The sequence below is a fragment of the Halobaculum sp. EA56 genome (assembly GCF_051195075.1).
GTDB lineage: Archaea > Halobacteriota > Halobacteria > Halobacteriales > Haloferacaceae > Halobaculum.
The window spans coordinates 125,914-141,282 of record NZ_JBNTJX010000007.1; the positions used below are offsets into that span (position 1 = coordinate 125,914).

The 15,369-nt window shown below is 70.3% G+C and carries 18 protein-coding genes; 15 read left to right on the plus strand and 3 right to left on the minus strand.

The genetic code is table 11. The annotated features are described in order from the left end of the window. Nucleotides 1-43 precede the first annotated feature (43 nt). From ACQUQ1_RS13455 to ACQUQ1_RS13470, 4 genes are all read left to right on the plus strand, one after another. Nucleotides 44-1,600, plus strand: a complete 1,557-nt coding sequence (locus ACQUQ1_RS13455) for a long-chain-fatty-acid--CoA ligase (RefSeq protein WP_435064817.1) — start codon at nucleotides 44-46, stop codon at nucleotides 1,598-1,600. Nucleotides 1,601-1,733: 133 nt separating this feature from the next. Next, a complete protein-coding gene (locus ACQUQ1_RS13460; RefSeq protein WP_435064818.1) occupies nucleotides 1,734-2,543 on the plus strand; it encodes an enoyl-CoA hydratase/isomerase family protein in 810 nt (269 codons plus the stop codon). 108 nt (nucleotides 2,544-2,651) lie between these two features. Further along, nucleotides 2,652-2,993 (plus strand): 2Fe-2S iron-sulfur cluster-binding protein, encoded by a 342-nt coding sequence (locus ACQUQ1_RS13465; protein ID WP_435064819.1) that lies wholly within the window; start codon nucleotides 2,652-2,654, stop codon nucleotides 2,991-2,993. A gap of 53 nt (nucleotides 2,994-3,046) precedes the next feature. Continuing rightward, on the plus strand, nucleotides 3,047-4,111 hold the full coding sequence (locus ACQUQ1_RS13470; RefSeq protein ID WP_435064820.1) for a sensor histidine kinase: 1,065 nt from the start codon (nucleotides 3,047-3,049) through the stop codon (nucleotides 4,109-4,111). A gap of 21 nt (nucleotides 4,112-4,132) precedes the next feature. Here the strand turns inward: ACQUQ1_RS13470 and ACQUQ1_RS13475 are convergent, their stop codons facing one another. Together ACQUQ1_RS13475 and ACQUQ1_RS13480 are read right to left on the minus strand one after the other, a co-directional pair. Next, a complete protein-coding gene (locus ACQUQ1_RS13475; protein ID WP_435064821.1) occupies nucleotides 4,133-5,410 on the minus strand; it encodes an MBL fold metallo-hydrolase in 1,278 nt (425 codons plus the stop codon). A 10-nt stretch (nucleotides 5,411-5,420) separates the two neighbouring features. Next, nucleotides 5,421-5,735 (minus strand): ASCH domain-containing protein, encoded by a 315-nt coding sequence (locus tag ACQUQ1_RS13480; protein WP_435064822.1) that lies wholly within the window; start codon nucleotides 5,733-5,735, stop codon nucleotides 5,421-5,423. 60 nt (nucleotides 5,736-5,795) lie between these two features. Here ACQUQ1_RS13480 and ACQUQ1_RS13485 point away from each other — a divergent pair, with 60 nt between their 5' ends. The 6 genes from ACQUQ1_RS13485 (at nucleotide 5,796) to ACQUQ1_RS13510 (ending at nucleotide 10,675) form a co-directional block, all read left to right on the plus strand. After that, a complete protein-coding gene (locus ACQUQ1_RS13485; protein ID WP_435064823.1) occupies nucleotides 5,796-6,437 on the plus strand; it encodes a ferritin family protein in 642 nt (213 codons plus the stop codon). Nucleotides 6,438-6,695: 258 nt separating this feature from the next. After that, the gene (locus ACQUQ1_RS13490) at nucleotides 6,696-6,881 is read left to right on the plus strand and encodes a hypothetical protein (protein ID WP_435064824.1); all 186 of its coding nucleotides are present in this window, start codon (nucleotides 6,696-6,698) and stop codon (nucleotides 6,879-6,881) included. 185 nt (nucleotides 6,882-7,066) lie between these two features. Beyond that, complete coding sequence (pyrB, locus tag ACQUQ1_RS13495; protein ID WP_435064825.1) at nucleotides 7,067-8,032, plus strand: aspartate carbamoyltransferase; 966 nt, start codon at nucleotides 7,067-7,069, stop codon at nucleotides 8,030-8,032. Continuing rightward, a complete protein-coding gene (gene pyrI / locus ACQUQ1_RS13500) occupies nucleotides 8,029-8,499 on the plus strand; it encodes an aspartate carbamoyltransferase regulatory subunit (RefSeq protein WP_435064826.1) in 471 nt (156 codons plus the stop codon). The genes pyrB and pyrI overlap by 4 nt, the downstream gene beginning before the upstream one ends. 132 nt (nucleotides 8,500-8,631) lie before the next feature. Next, nucleotides 8,632-9,519: a hypothetical protein gene (locus ACQUQ1_RS13505; protein WP_435064827.1), complete on the plus strand. Its 888-nt coding sequence runs from the start codon at nucleotides 8,632-8,634 to the stop codon at nucleotides 9,517-9,519. Nucleotides 9,520-9,808: 289 nt separating this feature from the next. Continuing rightward, nucleotides 9,809-10,675 (plus strand): hypothetical protein, encoded by an 867-nt coding sequence (locus ACQUQ1_RS13510; RefSeq protein ID WP_435064828.1) that lies wholly within the window; start codon nucleotides 9,809-9,811, stop codon nucleotides 10,673-10,675. Between the two features lie 128 nt (nucleotides 10,676-10,803). Here the strand turns inward: ACQUQ1_RS13510 and ACQUQ1_RS13515 are convergent, their stop codons facing one another. Further along, nucleotides 10,804-10,929, minus strand: coding sequence for a hypothetical protein (locus ACQUQ1_RS13515; protein WP_435064829.1), 126 nt, complete (start codon nucleotides 10,927-10,929; stop codon nucleotides 10,804-10,806). A 74-nt stretch (nucleotides 10,930-11,003) separates the two neighbouring features. On the opposite strand from ACQUQ1_RS13515, the gene ACQUQ1_RS13520 reads away from it, so the two are divergent. The 5 genes from ACQUQ1_RS13520 to ACQUQ1_RS13540 all read left to right on the plus strand — a co-directional run bounded on the left by ACQUQ1_RS13520 (nucleotide 11,004) and on the right by ACQUQ1_RS13540 (nucleotide 15,309). Then, a complete protein-coding gene (locus tag ACQUQ1_RS13520) occupies nucleotides 11,004-11,360 on the plus strand; it encodes a hypothetical protein (protein WP_435064830.1) in 357 nt (118 codons plus the stop codon). 104 nt (nucleotides 11,361-11,464) lie between these two features. After that, nucleotides 11,465-12,319 carry a translation initiation factor eIF-2B gene (locus ACQUQ1_RS13525; RefSeq protein WP_435064831.1) on the plus strand — a complete coding sequence of 285 codons (855 nt, stop codon included), beginning with the start codon at nucleotides 11,465-11,467 and terminating at the stop codon, nucleotides 12,317-12,319. Between the two features lie 88 nt (nucleotides 12,320-12,407). Then, entirely contained in the window at nucleotides 12,408-13,661 is a 1,254-nt protein-coding gene (locus ACQUQ1_RS13530) for an HAD family hydrolase (protein ID WP_435064832.1), read from the plus strand. A gap of 163 nt (nucleotides 13,662-13,824) precedes the next feature. Then, complete coding sequence (locus ACQUQ1_RS13535; protein WP_435064833.1) at nucleotides 13,825-14,133, plus strand: hypothetical protein; 309 nt, start codon at nucleotides 13,825-13,827, stop codon at nucleotides 14,131-14,133. A 291-nt stretch (nucleotides 14,134-14,424) separates the two neighbouring features. Continuing rightward, nucleotides 14,425-15,309: a DUF7504 family protein gene (locus ACQUQ1_RS13540; RefSeq protein ID WP_435064834.1), complete on the plus strand. Its 885-nt coding sequence runs from the start codon at nucleotides 14,425-14,427 to the stop codon at nucleotides 15,307-15,309. The last annotated feature ends 60 nt before the right edge of the window (nucleotides 15,310-15,369 follow it).

The following is a 15,369-nucleotide window of genomic DNA, read 5'->3' on the forward strand; positions in this document are numbered from 1 at the left end:
CCGGGAAAGACTTTAGCCGCGACCGGCCGACCGGTTGCTTGGCATGACAAACCTCGTCACGCACGTCGGTTCGACCGTCGAGGACCACCCCGGGGAGACGGCCGTCTCCTACGACGGGGCCGACATCGCCTACCGGGAGCTGTGGGGACAGATCGGCGCGTTCGCGGCGGGGCTGGACGAGGCCGGCGTCGACCCCGGCGGGCGGGTGGGGATCTACCTCCCGAACCTCCCGCAGTTCGTGATCGGCTTCCACGGGACGCTCCGGGCCGGGGGCGTCGTCGTCCCCATGAATCCCCAGTACAAGGCGCGGGAGATCGAACACATGCTCACCGACTCCGGGGCGGAGGTGGTCGTCACGCTTCCGGACCTCGCGGGTCACGTGGCGGAGGTCCGCGGGGACACCGACGTCCACACCGTCGTCACGGTCGGGCAGGCCGTCGAGGGGACCGTCTCCTTCGAGGAGTTCTGCGGCGACCCCGGGTACGAGACTGTCGCCCGCGGCGACGACGAGGTGGCCTGCCAGCCGTACACCTCGGGGACGACCGGGACGCCGAAGGGCGTCCTCCTGACGCACGACAACCTCGCGTCGAACGCGGAGATGTCGGCCTCGCTCATGCCCGGCGGGATCGCCACCGACGACAAGCAGCTCGGGGTCCTCCCGCTGTTCCACATCTACGGCATGACGGTGGTGATGAACGCGACGCTGTTCGACGGCGGCGCCTACTACCCCCTCCCGGCGTGGGACGCCCAGGAGGCGTTCGACCTCATCGAGGCCGAGGAGCTGACGATCATGCACGGCGTGCCCGCGATGTACAACGACGTGATCAACCAGCCCGACGCCGCCGAGCGCGACCTCTCGTCGCTGCGGCTGTGCGGGGTAGGCGGCTCGGGCATCCCCGTGGAGGTGCTCCGGCGGTTCGAGGAGCTGTACGACGCGACGATCTACGAGGGGTACGGCCTCACCGAAACGAGTCCGGTCACGCACTTCAACAGGCCCGAGACGGGCCGTCGCGTCGGCTCGATCGGCAAGACGCTGCCGGGCGTGGAGGCGATGGTCGTCGACGACGACTTCGCGGAGGTCGCCCCCGTCGACGAGGGGCCCGTCGACGAGGAGGAGGTCGAACTCGACGACATCACCGGCGAGGTGGTGATCCACGGTCCGAACGTCATGAAGGGGTACCACGACCGGCCCGAGGCGAACGAGGAGGCGTTCACCGAGCGCGACGGGAAGCGGTGGTTCCACACCGGCGACGTCGGCTACCACGACGCGGACGGCTACTACTACATCGTCGACCGCGAGAAGCACATGATCAACACCGCGGGGTACAACGTCTACCCGCGGGAGATCGAGGAGTTGCTCTTCGAGCACGAGGCCGTCGCCGACGCGGCCGTCGTGGGCATCCCCGACGAGCGCCGCGGGGAGACGGTGAAGGCGTTCGTCGTCGCCGTCCCCGGCGCGGACGTGACCCCCGAGGAGATCAAGCAGTTCTGCCTCGACAACCTCGCGGAGTACAAGCACCCGCGGGAGGTCGAGTTCGTCGATGAACTGCCGCGGACGACGACCGGGAAGGTCCAGAAGTTCGAGCTCCGCGGGGAGTGAGACCGGTCCCCGTCACGAGCCCGTCGCCGACCCCGCCGGCGGGGAGTCCCGGGCGACGACCGACCGCTGCCGTGGTCGGGGTCGGGCCCGCGGCCGGGGAAACGACCATACCCCGCCCCCGCGTGGCCCCGGTATGTCCGACGCGACCACCTTCTCGGACGGGACGGTCAGGCTCGAACGCGACGGCGGCGTCGCCCGGATCGTCCTGAACGACCCGGACCGGCGCAACGCGCTCTCGACGGCGATGACCGACGGGATCGAGGCGGCCCTCGACGACCTGCGGGGCGGCGACGCCCGCTGTGTCGTCGTCGAGGGCGAGGGCCCGGCGTTCTGTGCCGGCGGCGACATCGCCTCGATGGTCGAGCGACAGGAGACGGACGCCCCGACCGACGACGCCGTCCGCCACATCATCGGCGAGATCGGTCGCTGCGTGAAGCGGGTGTACGAGTGCGAGTTCCCGACGGTGGCCAAGGTCGACGGCCCGGCGTTCGGCGCCGGCGCGAACCTCGCGATCGCCTGCGACGTGACCGCGCTCCACGAGGACGCACAGATCGGGTTCGGTTTCCGCGAGGTCGGCCTCGCGGTCGACTCCGGCACCTCATATCTCCTCCCGCGACTCGTCGGCGAGAACGTCGCGAAGGAACTGGTGTACACCGGCGAACTGCTCGGCGCCGAACGCGCCGAGGAGTTGGGTGTCGTGAACCACGCCGTCGACGACGACGAGTTCGAGGCACGCGTCTCGATGCTGGTCGATCGGATCGCGTCGGGACCGACGGTCGCGCTTCGGACCTCCAAGCGGCTCCTTCGCTCGGAGTTCGCGACGATCGGCGAGGCGATCGAACACGAGGCGGGCGCGCAGGCGGCGGTGCTGGAGTCGGACGACCACGCGGAGGGCGTCGCGGCGTTCGTCGAGGACCGCGACCCCGAGTTCGAGGGGCGGTAGGCGGCGGGCCGGCCGCGCCGGATCGTGTCGGCCGACCGGGACCGACCGCGGCGGGGCGGCGGACACCGGAGCGAAACGTAGAAGGGAGCACCCGAGAACCGTGAAGCCATGACCGAGTACACGGTGGAGTTCGTCGGCACCGGCGAGGAGATCGAGGTGTCCGACACACAGACTATCCTGAACGCGTGCATCGAGGAGGGCATCGCCCAGGAGTACTCCTGCCGCGTCGGGATGTGTCTCGCGTGCACCGCCGAGATCGTCGAGGGCGAGGTGGCCCAGCAGGCGGCCGTCGCCCGCGCGCTCACCGAGGAGGAGGCCGAGCGGTACGCGCTGACGTGCATGGCCCGCCCGCAGTCGGACCTGAAGCTCGACCGCGGGAAGTACCCCCCGAGCATCGAGGACGACGCGGCCGCCACAGACGGGGCGGAGGCCGCCGCCGGCGACGATTAATTCGCGCGAAGTTCGCCGAAAGGGTTTCCTCACGGTGCCGCAAACGCCGTACCGTGACCCATTCACGCGGGGCCCGGCTCGCCCCCGTCGCCCTCGCGGGGACGGTCCTCGCCCTCGCGGTCGCACACCTGTTCCTCGACGACGACCGCCTCGCCGTCGAACTCGCCGAGGCGTCGATCCTCGTCGTGTTCGCCGCCGCGCTGGCGTTCGTCGCGGCGCGCGTCCGTCGCGAGCGCCACGACCGCGACCGGGTCGGACGGATCGTCTCCACGAGCCTCGGGTCCGGTATCGTCGTCGGGGCGCTGTCGGCGCTGTACCTGGCGGCGCGGACGGCCAGCGGCGAGCCGGTCAGCGAGGGCTGGTTCGTCGTCTCGATCGGCTGGAGCCTCGGCGCGAGCGCGGGCGCCGTCGTCGGGTACTACGTCGAGCGGGTCCGGAGGGAACGGGCCGAGCAGACGCGGCTCTCGGGACGGCTCACCGTGCTCCAGCGGGTGCTCAGGCACAACATCCGCAACGAGGTGACCGTCATCCGGGGGCTGGCGTCGAACGCCATCGAGTCGACCGACGACCCCGACATCTCCTCGCAACTGGGGCTGCTGTGCGACCACGCCGACCGGGTGTACGGACTCTCGGAGAAGGCGCAGACGCTCGCGAACCTGTGGGCCGACACGTCGACCGTGGAGACCGACCTCGCCGGGCTGACGCGCGCCGAGGTCGAGCGCTTTCGGGAGGCGAACCCGGACGCCGACGTCCGGCTGTCGTCGCCCGACCGCGCGACGGCGGTCACGCACCCCGACGTGCGGGCGGCCGTCCGGGAGACGCTCGAGAACGTCGCCGAGCACAACGAGACGCGGGAGCTGTCGGTCGAGGTCAGTGTCGAGCGCGACGGCGCCTGGACAGCCGTCGAGGTGGTCGACGACGGGTCGAGCATCCCCGAGGAGGAGCTGGCGGCGCTGTCGGCCTCGCGGGAGCTCCCCCTCCAGCACGTCACCGGGCTCGGCCTGTGGGTCATCTACTGGGTCGTCGATCTGTCCGAGGGCGACCTCGACATCGACAACCTCGACCCCCGCGGCGTCCGCGTGTGCATGCGGTTCCGTTCGGCGGGGACGCCGGAGTGAGCGCGACTCGGAACGCCGGGATCAGCCCGACGAGACCGCGCAGTTGTTCGGCCCGAGTTCCGCCTCGAACGCCTCCTCGTCGTCCATCGACGCCAGCCCGAGGTTCGTCGCGACGATCCGCTCGAAGTTGGCGGGCCGCGGCGGCAGGTCCGAGGCGACCCGCTCCACGAACGCCTCCCGGTCGAGCGAGAGCACGTCAAGGTCCCGGAGCGCCGACAGCGCCGCGGCGTAGGCGTCGCCGCGGGCGTCCGCGAGGTCGGCGACGTGGCCCGGGGCGACCAGGGTGTCGTCGGGGAGCGCGAGTATCCGCTCGTGGAGCGTCTCGTACGCCCGTCCGGCCAGGTCCAGCGCGGCGTCGTCGCCCGATTCCAGGTCGGGCCGGCCGACGCTCCGGAGGAACAGCGCGTCGCCCGTGAACAGCACGTCGCCGGCGTCCGGGTCCTCGCGGTGCAGCCGTAAACAGGTCAGCTCGCTGGTGTGGCCCGGCGCGTAGACCGCCGTCAGGGTCGCGTCCCCGACCCGGAGCGCGTCGCCGTCGGCCAGGAGCGTCGCCTCGAACGAGAGCCCCCGGTCGGTCGCGCCGGCCGGCACCGCCGCCGCGGCGTCGCCGTCGGTCGCCGTCCGGACGGCCCGGACCCCGCTGACGTGGTCGGCGTGGACGTGCGTGTCGACGGCGTACCGGAGCGTCGCCCCCCGCTCGGCCGCGTCCGCGACGTAGCGGTCGGCGAACGCCCGCAACGGGTCGATCACGACGGCTTCGCGGTCGGAGCCCGCGCCCGCGACCACGAGGTACGCCAGACACCCCGAGGAGGGGCGCAGGTACTGGACCACGGCGAGGTCGCCGCGCCGGACCAGCGGCTCCGCGAGGTACACCTCGGCCCACGCGTCCATGCCGCCCGCGAGGTTCGCCGCCTCGACGCCGGCGTCGGCGAGCAGCGCCGCCACCTCGGCGCTGGCCTCGCCGCGCCCGCAGACGACGACGACCGGCTCCGGGAGGTCGTCCGGCAGCGGCTCGGTCGCGTCGCCGCGGGCGTTCGCGGCGACGAAGTTGACGTGTGGTACCTGCCGAGCGGTCACCCCGCGGCCCCCGATGTGCCACGCCTCGAACTCGGGGCGGTCCCGCACGTCGAGCACGGAGACGGACCCGCCCGCCCGCAGCGCTCGCGCGAGGTCCTCGGGGGCGACCTCGTCGCCGGCCGCGAGCCCGTCGGCGGACGCGACGTCGCGCCCGCCGTCGTCCGGCGGATCGACACCGGGCTCGCCGGCACCGGCGTCGCCGTCGCCGCCGTGGTCGGTCATCGTCCCCGCCTCACTCCCGGGGCTCGAAGGCGTGGCGGACGACCTCGCTGTCGTCGTCCCACTCGAACTCGTCGTGGACCCGTTCGAGCCGTCGCCTATACGCCTCCAGGTCCTCGGACCCCTCCGCCCGGGCGTCCTCGTCGGTGAGGTCGCCGAGCGTCCGGCGCTCGACCGCGGTCACCTCGAAGGTCGTCCCGTCGATCTCGAAGGTGTCGCCCTCCTCGGCGTAGGCGTGCCCCCGATGCAGTTGCGTCACCTCCCCCTCGGCGGCGAGTTGCTGGACGTGCCCGTTCGGCAGGATCTCCGAGGCGTCGACGCGTGCCATACGCGATCGGTGGTGTCGCTCGGGGGAAACGTTAACGCCGCCGTCGGCGACCGATCGGACATGGACAGCGAGGCCTTCCGCGAGCGCGTCGAGTCGGCGCGGGCGACGGAGCTGGAGCGGCTCGGCTCGAACAAGCTCCTCATCGCGCTGACCGACGCGACGCTGGAGCCGGAGGCGGTGCTGCGGGCCGCGGCCGACTCCGAGCACGCCGCCCACAACACGTTCGCCGCGTGGGCCGAGGACGAGGAGTCGCCGGACGGCCGGGAGCTGTTCGCGTGGCTGGCCGAGCGCGAGCGCGAGCACCGCGAGCGGGTCCTCGACTCCCTGGCCGACCTCGGCGTCGACCACGACCCGGCCGACGGCGGGACCATGCACGAGTACCTCCGCGCCCGCGGGGACCTCGTCGAGCGCGTCGCCGCCGGCACCGTGGGTCGCTGCCTCGTCAGCGACCGCTCGCACCTCCAGATCGTCTCGTTCTTCGTCAACGAGGGCGACGAGGCGCGGGCGGACCTCTTTCGCGACCTCCGCGCGGAGACCGGGGAGGAACTGGAGCGCGGGCTGGCGCTGCTGGACGACGCCTGCGACGGCGAGGACGACTGGGAGCGGGCCCGGATGGTCGCAGAGTACGTGATCCAGATCGCCTACGACGACTACGCGGACGCCCTGGAGGGGATGGGCATCGACGTGAAGCCGGTGTGTTGAACCGGCCGCCCGCGGTCGCCGTCGGGACCCGCCTCGGGTCCCGTCTCCGGGTCCGGGTCCCCGTCGGCGCCGGCGCGTCCGTCCGACGACCGAGACGGTCGGTGCGGACCGCGTGTGGCCGGGCGGGCGAACGGCGTGTCCCGGCCGATCGAGCGTCGGTCCGCGGTCGCACTCGTCGACCCCCGGCCGTGCTGGACGACAAGTGATCGGAACCGCGATTGTGACAGCGAACGAACCCCCACGGTCGGGGTGAGAAGGATGGGACTCGTCTCCAGGATCAGGGACGCGGTCGACCGGATGCGGCCGAGCGACCCGTACCACTACGAGTGTACCGTCTGTGAGCGCGCGTTCCCGGCGGAGCAGTCGACGTGCCCGGAGTGCGGCGGCGACGTCGAGCGCGTGACCGGGTCCTTCGACTCGACGGCGGTCGACCCCTCGCCGTGAGGGGCGGGTCGCCGTCCCGCCGGCGCGTCCGTCCCCGATCGGCGCACCCGCCGCCCCGGTGACCCCGGCGCTTCGAATCTCGTAACCGCGTCGCCGTCGGGGTGCACGCCCGTGCAAAACCGCACGACAGCGGCGTGATACCCGAGCCGATCGATTGAAGGGAGCCGGCGACGCCGTATCGAGTGATGCGACACGACCACCTCCTCTCGGCGGGCCAGCTCACCCGGGAGGACATCGAGGCCGTCCTGGACCGAGCGGCCGCCCTCGCCGACGACCCGGGGAGCGTCGGCGACCGCCACGCCGACCAGCTGCTCGCGCTGTGTTTCTTCGAGCCGAGCACGCGAACCAAGATGTCGTTCGACACCGCCATGAAGCGGATCGGCGGCGACACCGTCGACATGGGGACCGTCGAGTCGTCGTCGGTGAAGAAAGGGGAGTCGCTGGCCGACACCGTCCGCGTCATCGAGGGGTACGCCGACGGGATCGTCCTCCGGCACCCCAGCGAGGGGGCGGCGAAGCTCGCCTCCCAGTTCGTCGACGTCCCGGTGATCAACGCGGGCGACGGCGCCGGCCAGCACCCGAGCCAGACCCTGCTGGACCTGTACACGATGCGCGAGCGGGCCGGCCTCGACGACCTCACCGTCGGGATCATGGGCGACCTGAAGTACGGCCGGACGGTCCACTCGCTGGCGTCGGCGCTCACCAACTTCGACGCCCGGATGCACTTCGTCAGTCCCGAGTCGTTGCGCCTCCCGCGAGGGGTGCAGTACGACCTCCACGACGCCGGCGCCAGGCTCCGGGAACACACCGACCTCGACGAGGTGCTGGAGGAGTTGGACGTGCTGTACGTCACCCGGATCCAGCGCGAGCGCTTCCCCGACGAGAACGAGTACCAGCAGGTCGCCGGCGAGTACCGGATCGACGCCGGGACGCTGGAGCGCGCCCGCGACGACCTCACCGTGATGCACCCGCTCCCGCGCGTCGACGAGATCGCGCCCGACGTGGACGACACCGAGTACGCCGCCTACTTCGCGCAGGCGCACAACGGCGTCCCGGTCCGGATGGCGCTGCTTGACGAACTCCTCGGCGGGGACGACCCGGACGGTCCGGGCGAGGACGCCGCCGCGACCGACGGGGGTGACCCGCGATGAGCGACTCGCCCGATCGCGAGCTCCGCATCTCGAAGATCCGCGACGGGACGGTCATCGACCACATCGCGGGCGGGCAGGCGCTGAACGTGCTCGCGGTCCTCGGCATCGACGGGAGCGAGGGCGTCGGCGTCTCCATCGGCATGAACGTCCCCTCGGACAAGCTCGGCACGAAGGACGTGGTGAAGGTGGAGGACCGCGAACTCAGCCAGGGGGAGGTGGACGTGCTCTCGCTGCTCGCGCCGGAGGCGACCGTCAACATCGTCCGCGAGTTCGAGGTGGTCGAAAAGAAGCGCGTCGAGCGTCCCGACCGCGTCGTCGGCCTGCTCCACTGCCCGAACCACAACTGCATCACGAACGCCGACGAGCCCGTCGAGTCCGCCTTCGAGGTCGTCGCCGACGGCGTCCGCTGCGAGTTCTGCGGGGAGATCGTCCGCGAGGACATCGGCGACCACCTCGCGGTCCACTGACGCCGCCGTCCCCGCTCCCCTGTCGCGTTCCGCCGCGGCCCGACCCCGACCGCGACGGCCGCGCGGGGCGGCGGCCCCGACACCGGTGACGCATCGGAAACCCCTATCCCGCTCGGGTCGCCACTGCGGGACATGGACGCGCTCGACACGCTGCGCCGCCCGGAGTACACCGGCGAGCGTCGCTGCTGGCCGTGTACCGCCGTCAACGCCGCCGCGGTCCTCCTGGCGTCGGCGGTCGCCGCCGCCGTCTCGGGGCCGGTCGCCCTGCTCGTGCTCTGCGGCGGCGCGGCGCTCATCTACCTCCGGGGATATGTCGTCCCCGGCACGCCCGAGTTCGCCCCCCGCCTGGTGGCCGCACTCGGGCTGGCCCCGTACTTCGACCACGTCGCTCCGGACGGCGGGCGCGCGGACGACAGCCGCCGCGAGTCGGACGACCTCGCCGACCACCCGGAGCCGGAGCGGTTGCTGGGGGCGATGTTCGAGGCCGGCGTGCTGGAGGAGGGCGACGACGGCGCGCTGTACCTCACCGACGAGTTCGAGGCGGCCTGGCGCGAGGAGCTGGCGGCCCTCCGCGACGGGTCGGTCGACGACCTCGTGGCGGCGACCGCCGAGGCCGTGCCGTTCGAGGCGACCGGCGAACGGAGGTACGACGGCGTCTCCGTCGAGGGCGAGGGGGGCGTCGTCTGGCTGCGGCCGGTCAACGCGACAGGCGACGTGGCGGCCGTGCGCGCGATGGCGCGCCTCGGCGTGCCCGAGTCGGTCCGCGCGCCGGGGGCGGCGCCGCTGCGACTGTTCACCCCGGAGTGTCCGAACTGCGGCGGCGACCTCGCGGAGCGGACCGTGCAGGACGCCTGCTGCGGCGGGACGATGGGCTACCGGGACACGCCGACCCGCGACGTGCTCGCGTGCGTCGACTGCGACGCGGAGGTCCACGAGTTCGACGACCCCGCGGCGGGAGGCGACGCCGGGGGCGACGAGGACGGGAGGAACGACGCGGACGCCGGGAGCGACGGGGGCTGAGCGGGCGATTCGGGCGCCGGCGAGGCCGCAGGCCGACCCGTGCCGCCGACGCCCCGCCGGTCGGAAACGATTAGTGCCCGCCGGCTGAACGGACGTCTATGTCCGGAAAGACGAAGCTCGTCGTCCTGTTCGGTGTCGTCGTCCTCCTGTACGTCCTGTTCAGCTCCGACACGGAGCCGGTCGAGGTCGAGGTCGAGTCCGAGGAGTAGCGGTCGGAGTCCGACCACCACGGCGCCCGAACGACCCCTTCTTTCGAAACACGTACCCCCGCGAGCCGCCAACGACGGCCATGACCGCGTACGGCGTCGTCACCCGCAACGCCGAGGAGGTGGAGTGGCCGGAGTTCGACCTGGGCTTCTACGAGGTGAAGGACGTCACCGGGCGGTCGGCCGAGCCGCTCGCGACGGCCGTCAACATGGTGTCGTGCTTCGGCGACAACGCCGCCGCCGAGGCGAACCCGGAGCTGGTGCCCGTCAACGCGGACGGCGAGCCCGCCACCCGCGACCGGACCTACTTCGATTGGGCGTACATCTGTCCCACCCACGGGGAGTACCGCCGCGGCCTGCTGGAGATCGTCGAGGACTGCGCCGCCGTCAACCCTGACGTCCGCCTCGACGACGTGGGGTTCCCCCGCGAGGGGTACTGCCGGTGCGACCGCTGCGAGGACCGGTTCCGGGACAGCGACCACGACGACTGGGCGGCGTGGCGCGCCGAGGTGATCACCGACTTCGTCGCCGAGGCGACCGACCGGATCCCCGGGCGCGTCTACCTCACCCTCTACCCCGACCCGTACCCGGGCCACCTGTACGACCGCGCCGGCCTCGACCTGGAGGCGCTGGCCGAGCACGTCGACGAGTTCGTCGTCCCGCTGTACGACACCCACTACGGGACGACCTACTGGCTGGAGACCATCGCCAAGGGGTTCGAGAGCCGGCTGGCGGACCTTGACGTCGAGTTCTCGGTGGAGCTGTACGCCGTGAACGTCGACATCGACGACCTGAACCACGCCGCCGAGGTCGCCGCCGCGTACGGGAAGGACGTGTTCTTCGGCTACGACGCGAGCCAGGCCGTGGCGGCGCTCCGGCGGCTGAAGGCGGACGAGCGCGAGGGGCGCTCCTACGGGAAGGGTGAGGGCGAGGACGAGCGAACGGAGTGAGCGAGCCCACGAACGCAACGAGGAGTGAGCCGAGAGAAGCGGGGTGAGGTGAGTGGACCGCCTCGGAACGGCGGCGGCGGCGCTGACGTCGAGTCGGACCGCGGCGACCCCGCGACGCCCCGGCCCCGCTACGACAGCGGCCCGTACGCGAACGCCCAGATCACGACGATCGTCAACAGGAAGACGAAGCCGGCGACGCCGGCCAGCACGAACAGCATCCCGCCGGTCTCGCGTTTCCGGTCCTGGTCGGCCATATCCGCACGAGGGCCCGCGGACACATAGGTCCCCCGGCGGGCCGCTTTTGCCGCCGCGGTCCCGAGGGGCGGCCGTGTCCGCGTCGTCGCCGCCGCCGTCGATGCTCCACCCCGAGGACCGCCCGGACCCCGCCGCCGAGACGTGGCCGTGGACCGCGCTGATCCTCGCGGGCACCGTCGCCTGGGTCGCGCTCGCGGCCGTCGAGTCCCGGCTCCTCGCGGCCGGCACGTCGCCGTGGGCGCTCGTCCGCAGCGCGTCCACCCTGGTCGTCGCCCCCGGCGTCGCCGCCGTGCTCCTGCAGGACGCCCGGGTCAGGGCCGCGACCGTCGGCGGGATGGGCGCGGTCCGGTGGCCGTACGCGCTAATCGCGCTCGCGTTCCCGCCGGCGTCGGTCGGCTACCTGCTCCACCAGCGTCGCCGCGCCCGGTAGCCGCCGGCGGGGCGGCGGAGTCGGCGGGCCCGGGGACGGACCGCCCCGGCGCCGGACCGGCCGCGACCTGTGGAATCATTACAGACTGGCCGAAACGTCCGGGCGTGATCGACGAGACCGTCCGGCGGATCGAGGCGATGGAGACACAGAGCGCGTCGCAGGTCGCCGTCGACGCCGCCGAGGCGCTCGGCGAGCTGCTCGACCGGGAGTTCCGGAGCGTCGAGGAGTTCGAGCGCTCGCTGGAGCGGAACAGCCGCACGCTCCGGCAGGCGAACCGGTCGCACGCGCCCCTGTACACCACCCAGCGGCGCGTCCTCGACGCCGTCGCGGCCGCCGAGCCCGACGACGTCGAGGCGGCGAAGGCGGGGCTGTCGGCGGCGATCGACGACGCCGTCGAGCGGGTCAAGACCAGCAAGAACGGCGCGGGCGAACAGGCCGCCACCCTGATCGACGACGGCGACACGCTCCTGACGCACGAGAACTCCTCGACGGTGATGGCGGCGCTCGACCACGCGCTCGCCGCGGGGAAGTCGTTCGACCTGTACGTGACCGAGTCGCGCCCGCGGTTCCTCGGCCGCCGGACCGCCCGTCAGCTCGCCGGCTACGACGGCGTCGACGTGACCCTGATCGTCGACGGCGCCGCCGGGCACGTGCTCGCGGAGTGCGACCGCGTCCTCGTCGGGATGAACTGCCTCATCGACGACACCGTGTACAACCGGATCGGCACCTACGGCATCGCCACCGCGGCCGCCGACCGCGACGTCCCGTTCACCGTCGTCGGCGCCTCCGCGAAGTTCGTCGGCGACTCGGGGTTCACCTTCGAGAACGCCCGCCGGCCGCCGGCGGAGGTGCTGCGCGAGCCGGCCGACGGCTTCGGCGCGTCCAACCCCGGGTACGACGCGACGCCGCTGCGGCTCGTCGACGCCGTCGTCACCGAGGACGACGTGCTCCGACTGTGAGCGGGTCCGGCCGGCGGCCCCCCGCCGCCGCGAGGGCCGTGTGCGGGATTCGCAGACGCTTTTGCCGCGACCCGCGAACGACCCGCACATGACTCTCTACGACCGGCTCTACGAGCTCTACGCCGAGTTCGACACCGAGACGCTCCGCGCGTACCGCGAGTTCGTCGACCTGTTCCCGCCGCTGGACTCCCGCGTCGCGCTCGACAGCTGGGACGACGCGAACGCCGAACTCGCCGACCGCCGCGAGCGCATCGAGCGCGCCTTCGGCGACGGCGGCGACACGCTCGCGGAGGTGGCCTCGATCGCCGACCGCGAGTCCTCCTTCACCGCGCTGGACCTCCACGGGAAGTACGGCCGCGCGCCGAACGCGCTCGTGCTCGACGTGGACGAGACGCTCCGCTCGGCGGGCGACACCGACAACGAGATCCCCCGCGTGACGCTCCACCTGCTCACCGAGTTCGCCGAGCGGGGCGTGCCGCTGGTGATCTGCACCGGCCAGACCCTCGAGAACGTGAAGGGCTTCCTCATCCAGGGGCTCGGCAACGAACTCGTCCACTCGGGCGACGTGTCGGTCGTCTACGAGGCCGGCGCCGGCGTGTTCACGCCCGGCAGCGGCGCCGACACCAAGCGCCTGCTGTACGACGACCTCGCGGACGACGTGCGCGGCGTCGTCGACGACGTCCGGGAGGGCGTCCTCCGCGAGGCGCCCGAGCGCGTCCGGCGCGGCTGTCACCTCCAAGGCAACGAGTTCAACGTCACGCTCAAGCCCAACTACGAGACCGGCAGCGACGACGCCGAGGCGGTGATCGACGAGGCGATGGTCCACCTGCTCGACCTCGTCGGCGACGCGGTGGGCGAGCGGGTCGACGTCGACGACGGGCCGGCCGCCGCGCGGGCGTACTACGCGGACGCCGACCCGGAGATCGCCGGCGCGCTCGACCGGGCCGGCGCCGACGCGCCCGAGGACGTGCCCGCCGCGGCCGGGCGCCTGCTGGACCGGCTGGAGGTGGCGCTGTACCGCGCCGACGCCGCCGAGCTCGCCGCGGCCGACCTCCACAAGGCCGCCGGCGTCGAGGCGTCGCTCGACGTGCTCGGGGTCGACGACCCCTTCGTCTGCATGATGGGCGACTCGAAGTCGGACCTGCGCGTGATGGAGTGGGCCGAGGAGACGGACTCGGGGGTCGCCGCCGCGCCGGAACACTCCTCGGGGCGCGTCCTGGAGCACGTCCGCTCGACCGACGACCTCGTGTTCGCCCCCGGCGACGCGGCGGCGGTGCTGCGGACCATGTACGCCTGGCGGTGTCTGGCCGAACTGAACGGGAATAGCATACCACAGATGTGATAGAAACATTCAACTGAGATTGTACATCCAATTGAAATGGTGTGGGTGCGTGTCACAGCGAGTCAGAGATCATCAACCGACACGATTTCGAACGATCGATCGCCGTAACAGGACGTTTCTTGTGTCCGGTTTAACACTCCTTGTCGTCAGCAAGATCGCAGACGTGGTGACGACAGCTGTAGGGCTGCTGTTCATTCCGGGGATCACCGAGCTCAACCCGATCGCAGCGAGCGTGTTTCAGAGCATGGGCACGGTGGTTGGGGTCGTCGTGTTCGGATTTATAATCGTGTTTTGTACAACCGCCGTCGTCGAGTTGGGTGGATGCGAACTGTATCGGCAGACCGGGTCCGAAACGGCCACAGTATGCCTGCGGTTCGGCGCGTACGGAGCCCTCTCCATGATTTACTCATACGCCGCGTATCAGAACGCGGTGCTGATCGCCGATAACGTATCCATCTGGCTGCTGCTGTGAGTCGGGACCCGTAACTACTGTTGTGCACTCGTGTCGACAATGATACTGGATTTAGAGGTTAAGTCTCTCCTCAGGGGGGAATTTAGAGAGTGAAGTGATCGAGTAGCGCAGTGGAAAAGTTGTCTCACATGCGGGACACCGCCGCTTTTGAGTTTACTACGCACAGATTACACCGGGGCGATGCTGCATTTTGAGTGATAGTATACCATTTTCGGTCGAGATCGTTTCTTTCCCAGAGGCAGTCGGACATCGAACGGATCAATATTTACTGCAGGATTGAGACGTGTATACGTGGCCCCAGACGGTGATGAAGAGTCGGATGAGTCGAACGACTCTAAGGATGAATCCGGTCGCTCGTCGTTTTCCCACCTGGCCGATCGGGTTCGAAATAGTTCGACCGAAAACGCCCAAGAGTCCGACCGACAGGAGCGGTCGCTTGCCAGTCTAGCGGATTCAGTCCGACAAAAGAGTGCGGCCAACACACAGGACACCGCAGATCCCTCTGTTGATAATACTGAAAGCGAGGAATGGGATGTCGTTGACGGAGGCGATACGAACGCCACGGCACCGACAACGGACGCTAAAACCGAAGCCGTCCTCGAATTGATCGATGGTGCATCTAATGTATTAATAAAGGGTCCGGCCAACTGTGCGACCGAGGAGAGTCTCTGTTCGAGACTGATGGCCGCACGGCCGGAGGAGAAGGTTGATTTGGTTCTGTTGCTGGTCAATGAGTCGCCTAGCGAGCGTCTTTCGTTTCTTCAGAATTATATTACGAACCCCATTAGTGATATTTCAGTGATATATGTTCAGACCTACGATCGACAGGATAAGCACGAGGAATTTTCGGATATCTCAATTAAAAGAATATCGGACCCGACAGACCTCCGGCGGATCGGTATCCTGACGAGCAAGGCAATGGGCGCTCGCCAAGATTCTCCGAATCAGACGGTTCTCTGTGTGCATTCCATATCAGATCTGATCAACGCGGCAAAGGACAACCAACGTGTTTTTCGGTTCTTGCACGTTCTCTTGGGACGTGTCGACTCGACGGGTGCGCGAGCGCACTATCATTTCGATCCGGATCGACACGCAAACGAGATCGTTCAGACATTCGTCTCCCTGTTCGATACCGTTCTCGACTTCGACGAACAGGGATCCTTATCACTCGAGTGAGACCGGATGTAGGAGAGGCGGCTCCGATCGATATCCTCCTAATCTAAACGACGAGGAATT

Bases quoted from the DNA above. Each gene is read 5' to 3' on its own strand.
- ACQUQ1_RS13510 (WP_435064828.1), top strand. From the start codon at position 9,809: ATGACCGCGTACGGCGTCGTCACCCGCAACGCCGAGGAGGTGGAGTGG.
- ACQUQ1_RS13465 (WP_435064819.1), top strand. From the start codon at position 2,652: ATGACCGAGTACACGGTGGAGTTCGTCGGCACCGGCGAGGAGATCGAG.
- ACQUQ1_RS13490 (WP_435064824.1), top strand. From the start codon at position 6,696: ATGGGACTCGTCTCCAGGATCAGGGACGCGGTCGACCGGATGCGGCCG.
- ACQUQ1_RS13460 (WP_435064818.1), top strand. From the start codon at position 1,734: ATGTCCGACGCGACCACCTTCTCGGACGGGACGGTCAGGCTCGAACGC.
- pyrI (WP_435064826.1), top strand. From the start codon at position 8,029: ATGAGCGACTCGCCCGATCGCGAGCTCCGCATCTCGAAGATCCGCGAC.
- ACQUQ1_RS13485 (WP_435064823.1), top strand. From the start codon at position 5,796: ATGGACAGCGAGGCCTTCCGCGAGCGCGTCGAGTCGGCGCGGGCGACG.
- ACQUQ1_RS13455 (WP_435064817.1), top strand. From the start codon at position 44: ATGACAAACCTCGTCACGCACGTCGGTTCGACCGTCGAGGACCACCCC.
- ACQUQ1_RS13475 (WP_435064821.1), bottom strand. From the start codon at position 5,410: ATGACCGACCACGGCGGCGACGGCGACGCCGGTGCCGGCGAGCCCGGT.
- pyrB (WP_435064825.1), top strand. From the start codon at position 7,067: ATGCGACACGACCACCTCCTCTCGGCGGGCCAGCTCACCCGGGAGGAC.
- ACQUQ1_RS13530 (WP_435064832.1), top strand. From the start codon at position 12,408: ATGACTCTCTACGACCGGCTCTACGAGCTCTACGCCGAGTTCGACACC.
- ACQUQ1_RS13505 (WP_435064827.1), top strand. From the start codon at position 8,632: ATGGACGCGCTCGACACGCTGCGCCGCCCGGAGTACACCGGCGAGCGT.
- ACQUQ1_RS13480 (WP_435064822.1), bottom strand. From the start codon at position 5,735: ATGGCACGCGTCGACGCCTCGGAGATCCTGCCGAACGGGCACGTCCAG.
- ACQUQ1_RS13515 (WP_435064829.1), bottom strand. From the start codon at position 10,929: ATGGCCGACCAGGACCGGAAACGCGAGACCGGCGGGATGCTGTTCGTG.